Origin of the sequence: Streptomyces sp. 8N114, from assembly GCF_052245835.1 — a bacterium.
In the GTDB taxonomy this organism is placed as follows: Bacteria; Actinomycetota; Actinomycetes; order Streptomycetales; family Streptomycetaceae; genus Streptomyces.
Genome location: NZ_JBQQBT010000024.1, coordinates 68,063 through 86,172, shown reverse-complemented (window position 1 = coordinate 86,172; position 18,110 = coordinate 68,063). Strand labels below are relative to the sequence as shown.

The window sequence follows — 18,110 nt, the reverse complement described above, 5'->3', positions numbered from 1 at the left end:
GCCACCGGAAGAGGTGAAGCCAGCGCATGCGAGCCCTCATCGCCGCCGGGATCGGACTGGCCGCCGCGCTCGCGCTCGTCCTCGCGATCACCGCGATCGGTGCCCCGCCCGGCGAGACGTCGAAGAAGCCCCTGCACACCACCGTCCCCGAGCACCCCTAGCAGCCGGCAGGAGACAGCATGCGCAGGAGAGCGAGCCTGATCCTCCTGGCCCTCGCGGTGTTCTTCGCCGCGCTCTCGCCCCTGATCCGCTGGTACGCCTTTCCGCGGCTGGCGAAGATCCCGCCCAGCCAGTACCAGGACATGGTCCTGGAGGCCAGGAACGCCACTCTCCTCGACTACGCCACCATGAAGTCGAAGAAGGTGCCCAAGGTCACCATCGTCCAGACCCTCAAGGGCAATGTGGCGGCGGCGAAGAAGATAAAGGACAGCACGGGCCGCGATGTCGTCGTCTGGGACACCCTCAGCTATGTGGCCGACGACAAGGGCAAGCTGGTCTCGCGCATCCCCGAACGCTACGTCTTCGACGCCCACTCCCAGGAGCCCGTGCACGCGGGCGGCGAACACGTCGACGGCGACCCGGTACGCCGCCAGGGCATCGAGTACAAGTGGCCGTTCCTCACCGAGAAGCGCGACTACGAGTACTTCGACTTCCAGACCCGCACCTCTGCGCCCATCCACTACAAGGGCACCCGCACCGTCCGGGGCATCGAGACCTACTACTTCGAGCAGACCATCCCCTGGACCAAGGTCAAGGTCCCCAAGAAGCTGGCTCTGGGCGCCACCCCCGAGACCGTCGAACAGATCGGCCTGGAGCGCTGGTACAGCACCAAGCGGATGTTCTGGGTGGAGCCGGCCACCGGAGCCCCCGTGGACGGCCAGGAGATCCACAAGGAGGAGATGCGCTGGAAGGACAAGCCCGGCAAGAAGCCGCTCACCGCCTTCGCCGGGCACGTCAAGATGCGCCCGGACTACCAGGACGCGACGGTGGACCTGGTCTCCTCCCAGCGGCAGCTCGTGCTGACCATGACCACCTATCTGCCCTGGGGCTTCCTCGTCCTGGGCGGCCTCCTGCTGGCCGCCTCCCTCACCCTGGAGGCCCGCGCACGCCGCCGTACGGCCGCAGCCGACGGCCCCTCCGAGCCGGCTGAGGGAGCAGCGGCGTCCGAGCCGGGGGAGACGGTCGTGCCCTCGAAGCGGTCCGGCAACCACTGACCTACGCCGACCGTCCGCGGGCCTTGGCGTGCCGGGTGGGTTCCGCTGTGGCGGGATCCTCCGGCCACGGGTGCTTGGGGTAGCGCCCCCGCAGCTCGGCCCGTACACCGCGGTAGCCCTCCGCCCAGAAGGACGCGAGATCGGCGGTCACGGCGGCGGGGCGCCCGGCGGGAGAGAGCAGGTGGACGAGGAGCGGCACCCGCCCGTCCGCCACCCGCGGTGTCTCCCGCGCCCCGAACATCTCCTGGAGCTTCACGGCCAGCACCGGCTGCTCCGGCTCGTAGTCGACCCTGATCCGCGAACCGGACGGCACCTCGATCCGCTTCGGCGCCAGCTCGTCCAGCCGCGTTGCCTCGCCGGACGCCCACGGCAGCATCCCCGACAGCACACCGGCGGCATCGATCCGGGCGAGGTCGGCCCGGGAGCACGCCTGGCCCAGCCACTCGTCGGCCCGTTCCAGCAGTGCCTCGTCACAGACGTCCGGCCAGGGCGCACCCAGTGTCCGGTGCAGGAAGCCGAGCCGGCGCCGCAGCGCCACGGCGCTGTCCGACCACCGCAGCAGCCCCGTTCCGCCCTGCCGCAGCCCCTCCAGCGCGGCCTCCCGCAATGCCTCGGGCGGCGGGTCCGGCAGGGGGCGCACCGAAAGCCGCACGGCGCCCAGGGACTCCACCTCGCGCGCCACCACATCACCGCGCCCGCCCTGCGCACCCTGCTCGGGGTCCCAGGCCACCTCCTCTCGTACGCCGTACAGCGCGCCCGCCGCCGCGAGCGCCGTCTCGGCGTCGATCGGCGCCGCCAGCCGCACCCGCGCCGAGGCGGCGCCAACAGGCCGGTCCGCCACGGCGACAGCCAGCCAGGGAGTGCCGCGCAGCGGACTGTCCGGGGTCAGCTCGGCGCGGGTGCCGCCGGCCATCAGATACGACGTGCCGCTCTGTGCACGCGCCACCCGCTCCGGCTGAGCGAGCGCGACCACCGTGCCGACCCCCTGCTCGTCGGTGACCCCGCCCGGCCGCGCCGTCTCCTCGCCCAGCAGCGACCGCAGCCGCCGCACCTCGGCGGCCCAGCGCGCCCCGTACGGATCGTCACGCCGCGCCGTACGGGCCCGTCGCAGAGCCTCCGCCGCGTCGTCCCCGAAGGCACGCGGCGGCTCCTCGCTCAGCAGTGCCACCGTCTCGCACGCCAGCTCACTGCCCACTGCCGCAGCGCCGTCCAGCAGCGCGCGGGCGAGCCTGGGGTGCACGCCCAGGCCGGCCATCCGCTGCCCCCGCTGTGTCACCAGGCCCGCCTCGTCCAGCGCGCCGACCGCGCGCAGCGTCCGCCGCGCCGCGCTCATCGCTCCCGGCGGCGGAGCGTCCAGCAAGGAGAGCTGCGCCGCGTCCGGATCGCCCCAGCAGGCGGCCTGCAACGCGAACGCCGTCAGATCGGCAACCGCTATCTCGGGGGACGGCTCCCGCGGCCGTCCCGCCTCCTCCGCCTCCGCCCAGCACGCGTACGCCACCCCCGGTGCCTCGCGACCCGCCCTGCCGCGCCGCTGCTCGGCCGCCGCGCGGGAGACCCGCACCGTCGTGAGTGCGCCGAGGCCGCGCGCGTGGTCCGTACGGGGCTCCCGGGCCAGCCCCGCGTCCACCACCACCCGCACCCCCGGCACGGTCAGGCTCGACTCGGCCACCGCCGTCGAGAGGATCACCCGCCGCTCGCGCTCCGCACCGCCGCCCGAGCCGCCGCTCAGCACGTCGTCCTGCACCTGTACCGGCGCCCGCCCGTGCAGCGGCAGTACGCGGGCACGGACGTCGGACAGCAAGGCCGCGACCTTGCCGATCTCGCCGACACCCGGAAGGAAGCAGAGCACGTCGCCCTCCGGAACCGCTGCCAGCGCCTGCCGTACGGTCGCCGCCACATGGCGCAGCAGCGCCGGATCCACCCGCATCCCGTGCGGCGGCCGCACCCCCGCGGGCGGCGGTGCATACCGCACGTCCACCGGGTGGCTCGTCCCCCGTCCGTGTACGACTCGCGCGGCCAGCAGCTGCGCCCACGCCTCGCTGTCCTGTGTCGCCGACGCGGCGATCAGCTGGAGCTCCGGGCGGAGTGTGGCGCGTACGTCCAGCAGGAACGCCAACGCCGTATCCGCGTCCAGATGGCGCTCATGGCACTCGTCCATCAGCACGACATCCACGCCGGACAGCTCCTGGTCCCGCTGGAGGCGTTGCAGCAGCACACCTGTCGTGACGACCTCCACGCGCGTACGGGCACCGGCGCGGCGCTCGCCCCGCACCGTGAAGCCAACGCTCTCGCCCGGTTTCTCGCCCAGCAGCCACGCCATCCGGCGCGCCGCCGACCGTGCCGCCATCCGGCGCGGCTCGGCCACCAGCACGGTGCGCGAGGGCGCACCGTCGGCCAGCAGCCCGGCCAGCGCCAACGGCAGCAGCGTCGTCTTGCCGGTGCCCGGCGGCGCGTGCACGACGGCCGCCCCGCACGCGGTGAGGGCTTCCCGCACGCGTGGCAGGGCCTCGGCTATGGGGAGCCGGTTCAGCTGGTCGTCATGGCGCACCGGAAATTCTCCTGTCGGGTGCTCACGCGCGCGTGCACACGAAAATGGCTGTCCCGGGCACCAGCCGGCCCCGCAGCGGTGACCAGCCGCCCCACACCTGCTGGTTCCATGCGGGCCACTCCGGCTCGACGAGGTTGTCCAGCCGGAAACCGGCGCCGACCAGCTCCCGCACCCGGTCCCCCAGCGTGCGGTGGTGCTCCACGTACACCGTCCGCCCCGCGGCGTCCTGCTCGACGTACGGCGTGCGGTCGAAGTAGGAGGCCAGGACGGTCAGCCCCTCGGTGCCGGGTTCGTCCGCCAGGGACCACCGCAGCGGGTGGGTCAGCGAGAAGACCCACCGGCCCCCGGGCCGCAGCACCCGTGCCACTTCCGCGAACACCCGTTCGGGATCGGCCACGAAGGGGATCGCGCCGTACGCCGAACAGGCGCGATCGAAGGACCCGTCCGCGAACGGCAGCGCCCTCGCGTCCGCCTCGACCAGCGGGAACCCCAGTTCGCTGCCCTGTCCGTCGCCGATCCGCAGCGCGTGCTGGAGCTGCCGGTGGGAGAGGTCGAGGGCGACAGGGCGCGCGCCCTGTGCCGCCAGCCACCGGGAGCACTGCGCGGCCCCGGCTCCTACCTCCAGCACGTCCAGCCCGCGCAGCTTCTCGCCGGGCCCGAGCAGACGCGCCGTGGCCTCGTCCAGGCCCTCGGGGCCCCACACGAAGCGGGCATCGCCGAGGAAGTCGCCGTGGTCGTTCTGGTACTCGTCCGCGTTGCGGTCCCACCAGCCGCGACTGGCCCGGCTGCTCTCCCGGCCGCCGGCCGGTCGCCGTACGGCGTCGCCGCCGGCGGGATCGCCGTCATGATCACCGTGTGTCAGGGGGTGGACACCCCCACCACCCTCGTGCTTTTGTTCCATTGCGCCAGTGACCGTACTCTCGGTTAGCCGTACTCTCGGTCGGCAGCCTCGCGGCGAACGCCGTGGGAACCTCGCCGCGTGGGGCCATCTGACCGTGGGGAGCGGCGAGTTCTGCCGGAAATGGGGTGTTGCATCCCAGGTGTGCTCTTTCGCGCATTGACCATGCCCAGCGGCCCCCGTATGCTACAAGTTGCGCTGCGGGCCTGCGTGCCTCGGACGGAGCAGGCCGCGCTCGCATCGGCTGTATGTCCCCTCGGGTTCCCGGCTTTCCTGGCTCTCCGGCTGACTTGCATGTGTGGTGCGATCAAAGGGTCCTCGGCGTAGCAGTACCTACGACTTCATGTCCGTACCGGAGACCCTTTCCCACATGACGAGCAGCACCGAGACTTCCGCCACCACCCCGCAGGTTGCGGTCAACGACATCGGTTCCGAGGAAGCCTTCCTCGCCGCGATCGACGAGACGATCAAGTACTTCAACGACGGCGACATCGTCGACGGCGTCATCGTGAAGGTCGACCGGGACGAGGTCCTGCTCGACATCGGTTACAAGACCGAAGGTGTCATCCCTTCCCGAGAGCTGTCGATCAAGCACGACGTCGACCCGAACGAGGTCGTCGCCGTCGGTGACGAGATCGAGGCCCTGGTTCTCCAGAAGGAGGACAAGGAAGGGCGCCTGATCCTCTCGAAGAAGCGCGCCCAGTACGAGCGTGCCTGGGGCACCATCGAGAAGATCAAGGAAGAGGACGGGATCGTCACCGGTACCGTCATCGAGGTCGTCAAGGGCGGCCTCATCCTCGACATCGGCCTGCGCGGCTTCCTCCCGGCCTCCCTGGTCGAGATGCGCCGCGTCCGCGATCTCCAGCCGTACGTCGGCAAGGAGCTCGAGGCCAAGATCATCGAGCTGGACAAGAACCGCAACAACGTGGTTCTCTCCCGCCGCGCCTGGCTGGAGCAGACCCAGAGCGAGGTCCGCCAGACCTTCCTCACCACCCTCCAGAAGGGCCAGGTGCGCTCCGGCGTCGTCTCCTCCATCGTCAACTTCGGTGCCTTCGTGGACCTGGGTGGCGTCGATGGTCTGGTCCACGTCTCCGAGCTGTCCTGGAAGCACATCGACCACCCCTCCGAGGTCGTCGAGGTCGGCCAGGAGGTCACGGTCGAGGTCCTGGACGTCGACATGGACCGCGAGCGCGTGTCCCTGTCGCTCAAGGCGACCCAGGAAGACCCGTGGCAGCAGTTCGCCCGGACCCACCAGATCGGCCAGGTCGTCCCCGGCAAGGTCACCAAGCTGGTGCCGTTCGGTGCGTTCGTCCGCGTCGACGAGGGCATCGAGGGTCTGGTCCACATCTCCGAGCTGGCCGAGCGCCACGTGGAGATCCCGGAGCAGGTCGTCCAGGTCAACGACGAGATCTTCGTCAAGGTCATCGACATCGACCTGGAGCGCCGCCGCATCAGCCTCTCGCTGAAGCAGGCCAACGAGTCCTTCGGTGCGGACCCGACCGCCGTCGAGTTCGACCCGACGCTCTACGGCATGGCCGCGTCCTACGACGACCAGGGCAACTACATCTACCCCGAGGGCTTCGACCCGGAGGCCAACGACTGGCTGCCGGGTTACGAGAAGCAGCGCGAGGAGTGGGAGCGCCAGTACGCCGAGGCGCAGGCTCGCTTCGAGCAGCACCAGGCGCAGGTCATCAAGTCCCGCGAGGCCGACGAGCAGGCTGCGGCCGAGGGTGCCACCGGCGCCGCCGCCGGTGCCCAGCAGGGCGGCGGCGGTGGCGGCGGCGGCCAGGGCGGCGGCTCCTACTCGTCCGAGGGCTCGGAGGAGGACTCGGGGGCGCTGGCCTCCGACGAGGCGCTCGCCGCGCTCCGCGAGAAGCTGGCCGGCGGCCAGAGCTGACCTCTCGCCGCGAGGCGTAAGCCGAAAGCGAGGCCCGCACCCCACCGGGGGTGCGGGCCTCGCCCCATTCCGGAGCGCCCTCGATGCGGCCTCCCCATCGCCGCCTCGCCTTCTTTCCGCCGCTACGGCGGCGGAACCCCCACGACCGTTCCGGCGGTGCCGCTCCGTCCTCAGGCTGGGGCGCGCCAGCTCGAACGGTGGTGACCGGCGGTGCCATGCCGGACGGAGGGCCCCGGAGACGGAGGGATCGCCTTCGAATCAGTGTGAGGGAATGCGGGTGTGGGGCAGGGGTGTTGACACCGGTATGGCACAGAAGCGGGAAGCTATGTACGCGTGGGATCAGGCCGGACTCGATGCCGTCGACGCGATCATCGAGGAACCGGACAGCGCCGGACTGGTGATGCTGTACCACTTCGAGGGCTTCATGGACGCCGGTGACACTGGCGACCAGATCGTGGAGCGACTGCTGGAGACCCAGCCGTACCTCACCGTGGCCCGCTTCGACGTCGACCGCCTGCTCGACTACCGCGCACGCCGCCCGATGATGACGTTCCGCCGGGACCGCTGGGTGTCGTACGAGACGCCCCAACTGGAGCTGCGGCTGATGCGGGATGCGACGGACGCGCCGTTCCTGCTGCTGTCCGGGCCGGAGCCGGACAACGAGTGGGAGGGCTTCACCGCGGCGGTCTCCGAAATCGTGGAGCGGGTACGGGCCAGGCTGTCCGTCACGTTCCACGGCATCCCCATGGGTGTCCCTCACACCCGCCCCGTGGGCCTCACCCCGCACGGAAACCGTACCGACCTGGTGCCGGCCCAGCGGTCCGTCTTCGACGAGGCGCAGGTGCCGGGCAGCGCATCGGCGCTGACCGAGCTGCGGCTGGCGGAGAGCGGGCACGACGTGCTCGGCGTCGTCGCCCACGTGCCGCACTACATCGCACGGTCCACGTATCCCGACGCCGCGCTGGTCGTCACCGAGGCGATCACTTCCGCGACGGGCCTGGTCCTTCCGGAGGTGGCGCACGCGCTGCGTACGGAGGCGCTGCGGACGCAGAACGAGATCGAGCGGCAGCTGGCGGAGGGCGACGAGGAGCTGGTGTCGGTCGTCCGTGGCCTTGAACAGCAGTACGACGCGGTGGCAGGCGCCGAGACGCGCGGCAACCTGGTAGCAGAGCCCAACGAGCTGCCTTCAGCTGAGGAGCTCGGCGCCGTCTTCGAACAGTTCCTCGCCGACCGGGAGAGCCAGCAGGGCCCCGGCTCCGAGGGCGGACAACCGGACTGAGTCCCGGCCCCGCGCGGGCGGCGTATAGCGTGTGCCGCATGGTGAAGGTGGGTCTCACGGGCGGGATCGGCTCGGGCAAGAGCGAGGTGTCGCGGCTGTTCGCCGAGTGCGGAGCGGTCATCGTCGACGCGGACCGGATCGCACGGGAGGTCGTGGAGCCGGGTACGCCGGGGCTGGCGGCGGTCGTCGCCGAGTTCGGCGCGGAGATCCTGGCGCCGGACGGCAGCCTCGACCGGCCGCGCCTGGGCTCCTTGGTCTTCGCCGACCCCGAGCGGCTGGCCGCGCTGAACGCGATCGTCCACCCGCTGGTGGGCGAGCGCTCCGCCGAGCTGGAGCGGGCGGCCCGCGAGGCCGACGAGGACGCGGTCGTGGTGCACGACGTGCCGCTGCTGGTGGAGAACGGGCTCGCCCCGCTCTACGACAAGGTCGTCGTGGTGGACGCCGCCCCCCGCACCCAGCTCGACCGGCTGGTGCGGCTGCGCGGTATGGAGGAGGACGAGGCGCGGGCCCGGATGGCCGCGCAGGCGAGCCGCGAGGAGCGGCTGGCCGTCGCCGACATCGTGATCGACAACGACGGCCCGCTGGAGAAGCTGGCCCCCCGGGTACGCGAGGTCTGGGAAGCGCTGCACGGCTGATCCGCGGCTGCGGGCGCTGATGCCGGCCGCAGGGGTCGGTGCGTCTGCCGGGCTGGTTCGTGTCCGTGGGCCGTTTTTCGTTCGCTCCACCTGTGCGCGGGGCATATGCTCCCCAGCCCCCGGCCGGGAATGCCCTGGGAATGGTCACGGGCAGCCCGACGTTGTGCCGAGGCGAGAGCCGATGGAAGGGCAGTGCTGTGACGAGCCCCGAGACGAACCTCATCCAGTTCCGCGCGGCGGAGCAGCTGCTTCAAGCGCGTGACCCGCGCGGTGCGGTCGACCTTCTGGACAACGTGATCGAAGAGCACCCCGAGCACCGGGGTGCCCGCCTGCTGCGCGCGCGTGCGTACTTCCTGGCGGCCCGGCTGCAGTCGGCCGAGCAGGAGTTCCAGTGGGTGCTGGAGCGCGAGCCCGACAACGCGTTCGCGCACTTCGCGCTGGCCCGTACGCTGCAGCGGGCCTCCCGGGACGACGAGGCCCGTGCTCACTTCAAGCTCGCCGCCGCGCTCAACCCCCGGCCGGACTTCGTGGAGGCCGCGGGGTTCGACAGTTACGAGCCGCCGGAGCCCGGGGCGACGGATCTCGGCAACTGATCCGGAAGGCGCGACCGGCCGGGCGCCCACCGCGACTACCCGTCCGTGTATTCCTCGGCCCAGTGGGCCAGCGTGGCGAAGTCTTCCGCGCGCAGCCCGCGCCGAGGGTCCACGTGATGGAGGAGGGCGGGTCCGGGATGATGGGCGCCGACGAACCGGCGCTCCTTCGCCGTCAGCGCGTCGTCCACCCACGCGAACGGCCGGCCGGCCGCCCACGCCACCACATGCCGGGTCTTGAACAGCAACCCGTCCAGTTCAGGCACGATCTCGTCCCCCCACTCGACGACCGGCAGCCGCGGCAGCCCCAGCAGCGGCCCGATGTACTCGTTGGCCTCGGCGCCCCAGGTGGTCGCCCAGACGAGGTCGTATCCCAGCCCCAGCAGCCGCTGACCGTGTGCGGCGTTCAGCCGTACGCGCAGTGGCGATGCGTCCCGCCCGGCGGCCTCCCGCCGCGCCACGTAGCTGGGCGGCAGCATCTGATGTGCGCGATAGCCGCGCGGACGGCGCGGCCAGCGCGCGGCGAACGGGTTGAGCGGACCGTCGACGTCCAGCATGAGCAGCGGGCGCCGCGACTCGCCGGCGACCATCAGCGCGCCTCCGCGGTTCCGGCTGCCGCGGCCTCGGCTGCCGCCGCGACGGCCAGGAGGTCGGTTTCCCGGCCGTGCGGGGCCACGAGTTGCAGGCCGACCGGGTCGCCGGCGGCCGTGAGCCCGGCGGGGATGCTGATCGCCGGGTGTCCTGTGATGTTGAACGCCCAGGTGAGGGCAACGCTCATGGTTTCTCCCGGCCCTTCGTGGCCATGTGGTGGATTGGGCGTGGTCGGGGTGGCGATCAGATCCACCTCCCCGAAGACCCGGTCCAGCTCGGCGGTGAGAGCGGCGACTGTGCCGGCAGCCGATTCGCGGCCTGCCGCGTTGTGCGGGTCGGAACGGAGCGCCTGCCAGCAGCCGGCGGGGTCCGGCAGCCGAACGGACACGGAACGGGGAACGGTGACGCCGGCCCGGGCCAGGAGGTCCAGAAACGTACGCGCCTTCGCGGCGACCGGCTGCTGTGTGTCGGCGAAGCCCAACGTGGCCGACCATGCCGTCCGCAGCGGGCGCACCGGGGGCGCGAGCAGAGGCGGGGCGGTGCCGGTGAGCGCGGCCAGGTAGGCGGCGGCGTCGGCGGCCGTACGGGCCAGCGGGCCGGGCACGCTCCGTCGGGCGCGTCCGCCGGACCGGTCCGGGACGGGCACCAACCCGCCTGTCGTCTTCACGCCGAGGACGGCACACCACGCGGCGGGGATGCGCACGGAGCCCGCACCGTCGCTTCCGGTGGCGAGCGGTACCATGCCCGCCGCCACGGCGGCAGCAGAACCGGCCGACGAGCCGCCCGGACTCCACTCCGGGTTGTGGGGGTTGAGGGTGGGACCACGGTCGGTGGCGCCCCACGTCTGCCACCCGGTGCCCGCGCCGGGCGTGGCGGTGGCCCCGACCGGCACACAGCCCGCGGCCACCAGCCGGGCCACCTGCCGGGACGAGAGGCGTTGCGTGGCCTTGACCGCCAACGGCACCCCGGCCAGCGGCAGTCGGTCACCTGCCCGGACGGCCCTCTCGACGTCCGCCGCGTGCGACGCGGCCCGCGCGGGCCACACCTCGGTGAACGCCCGTATCGACTCATCGACTTCGGCGATCCGCGCCAGTGCCGCCCACGCCACCTCGCGGGCCGACAACCGGCCTGCCGTCACCTCTTCGGCGATCTCGCACGCCGGCATGCAGCTGTACTCGGCTGCACCGCGCGGATCGGACCGCGGGGCGCGCGGTGCGGCGCTGCTGTCCCCGTTCATCGGCAACCCCCGTTTCCCCGGAAACGGTACAACCGGGTGCGGTCTGGCGGGGTGTCTGCGGGCGATCTACCGTATGACGTATGGACGTTGAGCCTGCCCTCGCCCTCGCCACCACCGCCGCCTCAGCCGTTGCCAATGGTGCCGCCAGCGCGGCCGGGCAGTCCGCCTGGGAGTCCCTGCTGTCGCTCGTACGGCGGGTGGGCGGCCGTCGCCCCGACGGCGAACCGGGCGAGGGCCGGCTGACGGCCGTCGACCCGGCAGACAGCGAGCAGGTCCGCGTCCTGACCTGCTGGCTCGGCGAGCAGGCTCGCGCCGACGAGGAGTTCGCCGCTCTGCTGCGCGGCTGGGCCGAACGACACGCCTCGGTGCTGCGTGCCGAGCACTCCGAGGTCCACAACACGGTGTCCGGATCGGCGCAGGTGACCGGTGCCGTCATCCAGGCACGCGACATCCATGGCGGGATCAATCTGGGCTGACCCGGGAACGCCGGCCAGGCGCCCGACCGATCCGCAGCTTTCCCCCAGCCGAGGGCCTGACCAGCAGGTCCCTTGATCGTCGGGGGGATTGTCAGTGGCCGCTCCTAGACTCGCTGGCGAGGTCGGAGTCAGGTGTGCGGAAGCGGTGGCGCGTATGGGGTCGGGGAGCGGTGCGGACCTCCTGCGGTGTGCCGCCGTTTTCCTGCCGGGGGAAGTGCCCCGGCAGGGACGGGTGGCGTTCTGGCGTGACGACGGGGGCGAGCTGCCCGAGGTGGGGGAGCCCGGAGAGCTGACAGTGGTGCGGCCGCACGGAAAGGGAGTGCGGCAGCGAGTGGTGGCGGCGCGCCGGCTGCCGGTGCGGGAGGCGCTGCCCGTCCTGATGAGGGCGCGGACGGACGGGCGCGCGCATCCGGCCGCCGCGTGCTGGGGTGCGGCTGCGCTGCAGGGGCTGCGGCTGGTCGCCAGGGGGCGCCTGATGCCGGGCCTCGGCGAGGGGGACACGGATGTGTGGCGGGCGGGCCCGCTGGACGCGGAGGATGTGGCGCACCTGAGCGCGGTGGCCGCCGCCATGCCGCCGGAGGCCCATGCGGTCCCGGTCCGGCCAGGTGCGGCCCCACCGGGGGAGCCGGCCCAGGCCGGGCCCGGGCGGCAACCGGCCGGCGGGCCCATCCGGGTGCCGGAGCCCGAAGGGCTCGTACGGGCCTTCCTGGACGCGGTCGCCGACGTGCTGCCCCGTACGCCTGCCGGTCCCGCTGCCACGGGACCGGCGTTCGCGGGGCGGGAACCGCAGCGGCTCTCCGAGCGGTATCCGCGGCTGCGGGAGTGGGCGGCCGAGGTCGCGGCGGGTACGGAGGCCGGAATCCGGATCTCCCTCCGGCTCGACCTGTCGGCGGACCGGATCTTCGACGGCGGCCCGGACCCGGATCCCGAGGGGACGAACGGCGGGGACGGCCCTCCCGAAAGCCGGGCGAGCCGGTACGGATCCGCGTCCGCGGAGCCGTACGTCGCGGCGGCGGTCGTACAGGCGACGAGCATCACGGACGCGACGCTGGTCGCGGACGTGGCGGCGCTGTGGCAGGGGGAGGCGGAGTATCTGGGGCCGCGGGCCCGGGTGGACACCGTGCTGGCGGTGCGCCGCGCGGCGCGAGTCTGGCCGCCGCTCGGGCGACTGCTGGAGCGGCCCACCCCCGATGTGCTCCCGCTGACGGAGGAGGAGCTGAACGATCTGCTGGGTCGCAAGGCCCGCGAGCTGGCCGCCGCGGACGTGGCCGTGCACTGGCCGCGTACGCTCGTCCGCGACCTGCTGAGCGCTACGGCGGTGGTGCGGACGAGTCCGCAGGCGCCGGGCTCGGCAGCCGACGGGTTCGGCTTCTTCAAGGAGCAGCAGCTGCTCGAATTCCGCTGGCAACTGGCGCTCGACGGGGAACCGCTCACCGAGGGCGAGATGGACGAGCTGGCCGAGGCACACCGTCCGCTGGTGCGGCTGCGCGACCAGTGGGTGCTGGTCGACCCGGAGCTGGTGCGCAAGGCACGCAAGCGGCATCTGGGGCTGCTCTCGCCCGGCGACGCGCTGGCCGCCGCGCTGTCGGGCGAGGCCGAGGTGGACGGCGAGCGGGTCGAGGCGGTGCCGGAGGGCGCCCTGGCGGCGCTCCGGGACAGGCTCGGCGACGCGACCGATCCGGCCGCCGCGGACGTGGCCCCGCCCGCCCGGCTGCAGGCCCGGCTGCGCGGCTATCAGCGGCGAGGGCTCGCCTGGCTGGATTTGATGACCTCCCTCGGGCTGGGCGGCTGCCTCGCCGACGACATGGGGCTGGGCAAGACCGTCACGCTCATCGCGCTCCACCTGCGCCGCGCCGAGCGGGGCGGGACGGCGCCGACGCTGGTGGTGTGCCCGGCGTCGCTGCTGGGCAACTGGCAGCGGGAGCTGGCGCGGTTCGCGCCCGATGTCCCCGTACGCCGCTTCCACGGGCCCGGGCGCACCTTGGAAGGGCTGGGCGGTGACGCCGCTGGTGCCGGGTGCGAGGTGGAGTCCGACGCCGGGTTCGTCCTGACGACCTACGGCACGCTCCGCAGCAGCGCGGAGCAGCTCGCCGCGCGTGAGTGGGGTCTTGTCGTCGCTGACGAGGCCCAGCATGTGAAGAACGCCTACTCCGCCACGGCCCGCGCACTGCGTACGCTCCCTGCCGCCGCCCGGGTCGCCCTCACCGGCACGCCCGTCGAGAACAACCTGTCGGAGCTGTGGGCGCTGCTCGACTGGACGACGCCGGGACTGCTCGGCCCGCTCAAGACCTTCCGCGCCCGGCACGCCCGTGCCGTCGAGGGCGGTGAGGACCCGGAGGCGACGGAGCGGCTGGCCCGGCTCGTACGCCCGTTCCTGCTGCGCCGAAAGAAGTCCGACCCGGGCATCGTCCCCGAGCTGCCGCCCAAGACGGAGACCGACCACACGGTCGAACTCAGCAGGGAGCAGGTGGCGCTGTACGAGGCGGTGGTGCGCGAGACGTTGGCCCGGATCGAGGCGGCGGAGGGCATCGAGCGGCGCGGCCTGGTGATGAAGCTGCTGACCGCGCTCAAGCAGATCTGCAACCATCCGGCGCAGTATCTGCGGGAGGGAGCGGGCGCACGGCTCCCCGGCCGCTCCGGCAAGCTCGGGCTGCTGGACGAACTGCTGGGCACGATCCTGGCCGAGGGCGGCTCGGTGCTGGTGTTCACGCAGTACGTGGAGATGGCGCGGCTGCTCCAGGCACATCTGGCCGAGCGCCGAACCAGGGCTCAGCTCCTGCACGGGGGGACGCCGGTGGGACGGCGGGAGGAGATGGTGGACGCCTTCCAGTCCGGTGAGGTCCCCGTCTTCCTGCTGTCGCTCAAGGCGGCGGGCACCGGGCTCAATCTGACCCGTGCCGGGCACGTCGTCCACTACGACCGCTGGTGGAACCCGGCCGTCGAGGAGCAGGCCACCGACCGCGCCTACCGCATCGGCCAGACCCAGCCCGTGCAGGTGCACCGGCTGCTGACGCAGGGCACCGTGGAGGACCGCATCGCCCAACTGCTGGCGGCCAAGAAGCAGTTGGCCGACGCGGTGCTGAGCGGCGGCGAGGCCGCGCTGACGGAGCTGACCGACGCGCAGCTGGCCGACCTGGTGTCGCTGCGGAGGCAGCAGTGAACGGCGCCGGGCAGGCCCGCGGGGCAGGCCCGGAGAGGGTGACGGAGAGCTGGGGCGGGGCGTGGCTGCGCGCGATGGAGGGAGCCGCGCGGGATCCGGCCCGGCTGGAGCGCGGGCGGGCGTACGCGCGTGCGGGCCAGGGCTTCGGCTCGGGCCGGGCGGATGCCGGGGGAGTGTCCGCGGTGCGGGTGGGGCCCGGCCGGGTCACGGCGTATGTGCACGGCAGCCGTCCCCGCCCCTACCGCGCCGAATGGCGGCTGCCCGTGCTGTCTGAGGAGGAGTGGGACGCCTTCCTGGCGGCGGTCGCGGCCCGGCCGGTTGATGCGGCGGCGCTGCTCGACGGGGAGATACCGCCCGGCGTGGCGGCCACGGCCCGGTCGGCAGGCGTGCGGCTCCTCCCGGACGCGGGCGAGCTCATCCCCGCATGCAGCTGTCCGGACCAGGGCCACCCGTGCAAACACGCGGCAGCGCTCGGCTACGAGACGGGACGTCTGCTGGACGCCGACCCTTGGGCACTGCTCCTGGTGCGGGGCCGGGAAGCGGGGACCGTACGGGAGGAGGTGGCGCGCAGAAGCACCGCGCGGCTGGGCAGAAGCTCCGCGCGGCAGAGCAGAAGCTCCGCACAGGAGGGCAGGAGCACCGCGCAGCAGCGCAGAAGTTACGCACGGCACGGCATAAGCACCGGGCAGCACGGCCGAAGCACCGCGCGGCAGGAGGGCACAGGCGCCGGTGCCGACCACACGCTGCCGGGCGCTTCTCCGGGCGCCCCCGACGTCTTTCCCGCCCAGCGGCAGTTGAGCAGCACTGTGCCCGCGAGGGAGGTGTTCGCCACCGCCGTACGGCCTCCGCTGCCCGAGCCGCAGCCGCTGCCGGAAGCTCCCGGCGAGCCGGGCACGTTCCCCGACCTGCCCGGAGCCCCCAGCGCCGACGCCCTCACGTTCCTGGCGACCGATGCCGCCACCCGGGCCCGGCTCGCCCTGACGGTGATGTCGGCGGAGGGGAACGGCGGGGAGGGGCCGGGAGACGCGGAAGACGGCGACCCGCTGCCCGAACTCTCGCTCTGGCACGACACCATCCGCCTCGCCGCCACTCATCCACAGCTGACCGGCCGTCGCAGCCTCACCTCGCTCTTCGCCGCACTGGCGCGGTCGGCGGGCCGGGATGCGCTGGAGCTGGCCCGTGCCGCGGCGGCCTGGCGGCAGGGCGGCCCCGCGGGGCTCGGCGTACTCGAAACCGCCTGGGACCCGCCCGCGGGCGACTTCGACCGCGGGCGCAGCGCCCTGGCGGGCCTGGGCATCACGATGACTATCCACCGCAACCACCTCACCCACACCACCCGCCCCGTCCAGCTCCGTTACGGGCGCGACGGCCGCTGGTACCCCTACCGGGCCGCGCCCAATGAGACCTCGCAGCCGGAAGCCCCCGACCGGCGCGACTGGTGGCCGGAAGGCCCCTCAGCACCCGATCCGGTACAGGCCCTCACCGGACTCCGGGAACACTGACCGCCGTGGTGGCTGTGCCCCGAAGGGGCGCGGGGAACTGCGCGACCAGCCATGGGGGTACCTCCCTGCTCGAAGAGCTTGGGGGAACGCCCGCAGCCCGCGGAAGTCGGGCAGGGGCACCCCCTCACCGGAACAACGAGAGGCGGGGCAACCCGCAAGACGCGGACTACCCCTCAATCGCCGTGCCGCGCGCGACCGTCTCCCAGCCTTCGATCTCCGTGCGGACGCGGTCCAGGTGGCCGAGGACGGCGTCCACGGCGTCGTCGCCCAGCGGGAGGCGAAGCGGGGTCTGCTCGGCGTCGAGGGCGGTGAGGATGGCGGCGGCGGCCTTGGCGGGGTCGCCGGGCTGCTTGCCGTCGCTGGCCTCGATCATGCGGCGGGTGGGGCCGACGGTGTCCGCGTACGGTCCCGTCTCGGCGCTGGCGGTGCCCGCGCTGAACAGGCCGGTACGGAACGATCCGGGCTCGACGATCAGCACCCTGATGCCGTACGGCGCCACCTCGTCCGCAAGCGCCTCGGACATCCCCTCCAGCGCGAACTTCGTGGCGCTGTAAGCGCCGAACCCGGCGAAGGACAGTTGGCCGCCCATGCTGCTGAGTTGCACGATGGCGCCCGTACGGCGTTCCCGCATGTGCGGCAGGACGGCGCGGACGAGGGCGGCGGGGCCGAAGACGTGCACGTCGAAGAGGGCGCGCAGTTCGGCTTCGGTGGTCTCCTCCAGGGCACCGACGTGGGTACGTCCGGCGTTGTTGACCAGCACGTCGATCCTGCCGTGCCGGGCGATCACCTCGGCGGCAACTGCCGCTGCCTGCTCGCTGTCGGTGACGTCCATGTGGACGGGGTCCACCTGGTCGGGGTGTGCCGCAACGAGGTCGTCCAGGGCCGAGGTGCGGCGGACGGCCGCCACCACGGTGTCGCCCGCGGCCACGGCCGCCTTGGTGATCGCCCGTCCGAAGCCGCTGTTGGCACCCGTCACCAGCCACACTCTGCTCATCGGTTCTCCGTCCCGTTCCTGTTCCGGCTCGTCTCGGTACGGCTCATCCTGTGCCCGGTTCCGGCCCGACGCCGTTCGCGCGGCGGGGCCCTTGGGAAGCCGTCAGGAGCCGTCGGGAAGCAAGACTCCTCGACAATTCCGTCGCACGTCCAAGACCTTCCGTGATAGCCAACGGTTATGGACGTGCATGGTCGGGATCTGCGGTACTTCGTAGCGGTGGCGGAGGAACTGCACTTCACCCGGGCTGCCGAGCGCCTGTTCGTCTCGCAGCCCGCGCTGAGCAAGCAGATCCGCATGCTGGAGCGGACGCTCGGCGTGGCCCTGTTCGAGCGGGACCGGCGGGGCGTGGCGCTGACACGTGCGGGCACCGCCCTGCTGCCGTACGCCCAACGGGTGCTGGCCGAGTGGCAGACGGGCTGGGAGGCGGTCGAGGCTGTCAGGGCGGCGCAGCGGGCCGGCCTGGTGGTCGGCATGAGCACCAGCCCCGGGCGGGGCGGTCTGCTGCCCGCCGTCCGGTCGCGCGTCACCGCCGAGTACCCCGAAGCCGTGCTGACGGTGCGGCAGTTCAGCTGGGACGACGCGACCGCGGGGCTGGCGGACGGCACCAGCGACGTGGCCTTCGTCTGGCTGCCGCTGCCCGAGCCGGAGCGCTACGGCTGGACCGTGGTGGCTCAGGAGCCGCGGCTGGTCGCGCTGCCCGACACCCACCGGCTGGCCGGACGCCCGGCAGTCGACTTCGCCGACCTGCTCGACGAACCGTTCCTCGCACTGCCGAAGAGCGCCGGGCCGCTGCGCGACTACTGGCTCGCGACGGACGCCCGCGGGGGACGTGAACCGGTCGTCGGCGCCGAGGTGAGCAGTTCCGAGGAGACCTATGAAGCCCTCGTCGGCGGTCAGGGCGTGTGCCTGCTGGCGCGCGGCAACGCGCCGCTGCTGATGCGGGGCGGCGTGATCACCCGCCGCGTCGTGGGCGTGACGCCGAGCCGTCTGGCGGTCGCCCGCCGCGCGGATGACGACCGCCCTCTCGTCCACGCCTATCTGCGGGCGGCGGCGGAGGTGGCGGGCGTCTGATCCGGACTGACGCCGACG

The 18,110-nt window shown here is 72.9% G+C and carries 15 protein-coding genes; 10 read left to right on the top strand and 5 right to left on the bottom strand.

The annotated features are described in order from the left end of the window. Nucleotides 1–26: 26 nt before the first annotated feature. The gene (locus ACTWQF_RS31135; RefSeq protein WP_443283076.1) at nucleotides 27–161 is read left to right on the top strand and encodes an SPW_0924 family protein; all 135 of its coding nucleotides are present in this window, start codon (nucleotides 27–29) and stop codon (nucleotides 159–161) included. An 18-nt stretch (nucleotides 162–179) separates the two neighbouring features. Next, nucleotides 180–1,214 carry a DUF3068 domain-containing protein gene (locus tag ACTWQF_RS31130; protein WP_443283075.1) on the top strand — a complete coding sequence of 345 codons (1,035 nt, stop codon included), beginning with the start codon at nucleotides 180–182 and terminating at the stop codon, nucleotides 1,212–1,214. 1 nt (nucleotide 1,215) lies between these two features. Here the strand turns inward: ACTWQF_RS31130 and hrpB are convergent, their stop codons facing one another. Together hrpB and ACTWQF_RS31120 are read right to left on the bottom strand one after the other, a co-directional pair. Then, nucleotides 1,216–3,762: an ATP-dependent helicase HrpB gene (gene hrpB / locus ACTWQF_RS31125; protein WP_443283074.1), complete on the bottom strand. Its 2,547-nt coding sequence runs from the start codon at nucleotides 3,760–3,762 to the stop codon at nucleotides 1,216–1,218. A gap of 22 nt (nucleotides 3,763–3,784) precedes the next feature. Next, a complete protein-coding gene (locus tag ACTWQF_RS31120; RefSeq protein ID WP_443283073.1) occupies nucleotides 3,785–4,663 on the bottom strand; it encodes a class I SAM-dependent methyltransferase in 879 nt (292 codons plus the stop codon). Between the two features lie 367 nt (nucleotides 4,664–5,030). Between ACTWQF_RS31120 and rpsA the strand changes: the two genes are divergently transcribed. The 4 genes from rpsA (at nucleotide 5,031) to ACTWQF_RS31100 (ending at nucleotide 9,064) form a co-directional block, all read left to right on the top strand. After that, nucleotides 5,031–6,557 (top strand): 30S ribosomal protein S1, encoded by a 1,527-nt coding sequence (gene rpsA, locus ACTWQF_RS31115; protein ID WP_443283072.1) that lies wholly within the window; start codon nucleotides 5,031–5,033, stop codon nucleotides 6,555–6,557. Nucleotides 6,558–6,882: 325 nt separating this feature from the next. Next, the gene (locus ACTWQF_RS31110; protein WP_443283087.1) at nucleotides 6,883–7,836 is read left to right on the top strand and encodes a proteasome assembly chaperone family protein; all 954 of its coding nucleotides are present in this window, start codon (nucleotides 6,883–6,885) and stop codon (nucleotides 7,834–7,836) included. A gap of 38 nt (nucleotides 7,837–7,874) precedes the next feature. Continuing rightward, the gene (gene coaE, locus ACTWQF_RS31105; RefSeq protein ID WP_443283071.1) at nucleotides 7,875–8,471 is read left to right on the top strand and encodes a dephospho-CoA kinase; all 597 of its coding nucleotides are present in this window, start codon (nucleotides 7,875–7,877) and stop codon (nucleotides 8,469–8,471) included. Nucleotides 8,472–8,668: 197 nt separating this feature from the next. Then, nucleotides 8,669–9,064, top strand: a complete 396-nt coding sequence (locus tag ACTWQF_RS31100) for a tetratricopeptide repeat protein (protein ID WP_443283070.1) — start codon at nucleotides 8,669–8,671, stop codon at nucleotides 9,062–9,064. 35 nt (nucleotides 9,065–9,099) lie between these two features. Here ACTWQF_RS31100 and ACTWQF_RS31095 read toward each other — a convergent pair whose 3' ends face one another. Both ACTWQF_RS31095 and ACTWQF_RS31090 read right to left on the bottom strand, forming a co-directional pair. Continuing rightward, a complete protein-coding gene (locus ACTWQF_RS31095; RefSeq protein WP_443283069.1) occupies nucleotides 9,100–9,651 on the bottom strand; it encodes a hypothetical protein in 552 nt (183 codons plus the stop codon). Then, a complete protein-coding gene (locus ACTWQF_RS31090) occupies nucleotides 9,651–10,889 on the bottom strand; it encodes an amidase family protein (RefSeq protein WP_443283068.1) in 1,239 nt (412 codons plus the stop codon). Before ACTWQF_RS31090 ends, ACTWQF_RS31095 begins: the two co-directional genes overlap by 1 nt. A gap of 80 nt (nucleotides 10,890–10,969) precedes the next feature. Between ACTWQF_RS31090 and ACTWQF_RS31085 the strand changes: the two genes are divergently transcribed. From ACTWQF_RS31085 to ACTWQF_RS31075, 3 genes are all read left to right on the top strand, one after another. Further along, nucleotides 10,970–11,365: a hypothetical protein gene (locus tag ACTWQF_RS31085; RefSeq protein ID WP_443283067.1), complete on the top strand. Its 396-nt coding sequence runs from the start codon at nucleotides 10,970–10,972 to the stop codon at nucleotides 11,363–11,365. Between the two features lie 154 nt (nucleotides 11,366–11,519). Further along, nucleotides 11,520–14,525 carry an SNF2-related protein gene (locus tag ACTWQF_RS31080; RefSeq protein ID WP_443283066.1) on the top strand — a complete coding sequence of 1,002 codons (3,006 nt, stop codon included), beginning with the start codon at nucleotides 11,520–11,522 and terminating at the stop codon, nucleotides 14,523–14,525. Further along, complete coding sequence (locus tag ACTWQF_RS31075) at nucleotides 14,522–16,027, top strand: SWIM zinc finger family protein (protein ID WP_443283065.1); 1,506 nt, start codon at nucleotides 14,522–14,524, stop codon at nucleotides 16,025–16,027. Before ACTWQF_RS31080 ends, ACTWQF_RS31075 begins: the two co-directional genes overlap by 4 nt. Nucleotides 16,028–16,193: 166 nt before the next feature. Here ACTWQF_RS31075 and ACTWQF_RS31070 read toward each other — a convergent pair whose 3' ends face one another. Further along, nucleotides 16,194–17,021: an oxidoreductase gene (locus tag ACTWQF_RS31070; protein ID WP_443283064.1), complete on the bottom strand. Its 828-nt coding sequence runs from the start codon at nucleotides 17,019–17,021 to the stop codon at nucleotides 16,194–16,196. A 177-nt stretch (nucleotides 17,022–17,198) separates the two neighbouring features. Between ACTWQF_RS31070 and ACTWQF_RS31065 the strand changes: the two genes are divergently transcribed. Continuing rightward, complete coding sequence (locus tag ACTWQF_RS31065) at nucleotides 17,199–18,092, top strand: LysR family transcriptional regulator (protein WP_443283063.1); 894 nt, start codon at nucleotides 17,199–17,201, stop codon at nucleotides 18,090–18,092. Nucleotides 18,093–18,110: the final 18 nt, after the last annotated feature.

What these genes read in the sequence shown, in the direction of transcription:
- ACTWQF_RS31135 (WP_443283076.1), top strand. Translation starts at nt 27, where the DNA reads ATGCGAGCCCTCATCGCCGCCGGGATCGGACTGGCCGCCGCGCTCGCG.
- ACTWQF_RS31130 (WP_443283075.1), top strand. Translation starts at nt 180, where the DNA reads ATGCGCAGGAGAGCGAGCCTGATCCTCCTGGCCCTCGCGGTGTTCTTC.
- ACTWQF_RS31120 (WP_443283073.1), bottom strand. Translation starts at nt 4,663, where the DNA reads ATGGAACAAAAGCACGAGGGTGGTGGGGGTGTCCACCCCCTGACACAC.
- rpsA (WP_443283072.1), top strand. Translation starts at nt 5,031, where the DNA reads ATGACGAGCAGCACCGAGACTTCCGCCACCACCCCGCAGGTTGCGGTC.
- ACTWQF_RS31110 (WP_443283087.1), top strand. Translation starts at nt 6,883, where the DNA reads ATGTACGCGTGGGATCAGGCCGGACTCGATGCCGTCGACGCGATCATC.
- coaE (WP_443283071.1), top strand. Translation starts at nt 7,875, where the DNA reads ATGGTGAAGGTGGGTCTCACGGGCGGGATCGGCTCGGGCAAGAGCGAG.
- ACTWQF_RS31095 (WP_443283069.1), bottom strand. Translation starts at nt 9,651, where the DNA reads ATGGTCGCCGGCGAGTCGCGGCGCCCGCTGCTCATGCTGGACGTCGAC.
- ACTWQF_RS31090 (WP_443283068.1), bottom strand. Translation starts at nt 10,889, where the DNA reads ATGAACGGGGACAGCAGCGCCGCACCGCGCGCCCCGCGGTCCGATCCG.
- ACTWQF_RS31085 (WP_443283067.1), top strand. Translation starts at nt 10,970, where the DNA reads ATGGACGTTGAGCCTGCCCTCGCCCTCGCCACCACCGCCGCCTCAGCC.
- ACTWQF_RS31080 (WP_443283066.1), top strand. Translation starts at nt 11,520, where the DNA reads ATGGGGTCGGGGAGCGGTGCGGACCTCCTGCGGTGTGCCGCCGTTTTC.
- ACTWQF_RS31070 (WP_443283064.1), bottom strand. Translation starts at nt 17,021, where the DNA reads ATGAGCAGAGTGTGGCTGGTGACGGGTGCCAACAGCGGCTTCGGACGG.
- ACTWQF_RS31065 (WP_443283063.1), top strand. Translation starts at nt 17,199, where the DNA reads ATGGACGTGCATGGTCGGGATCTGCGGTACTTCGTAGCGGTGGCGGAG.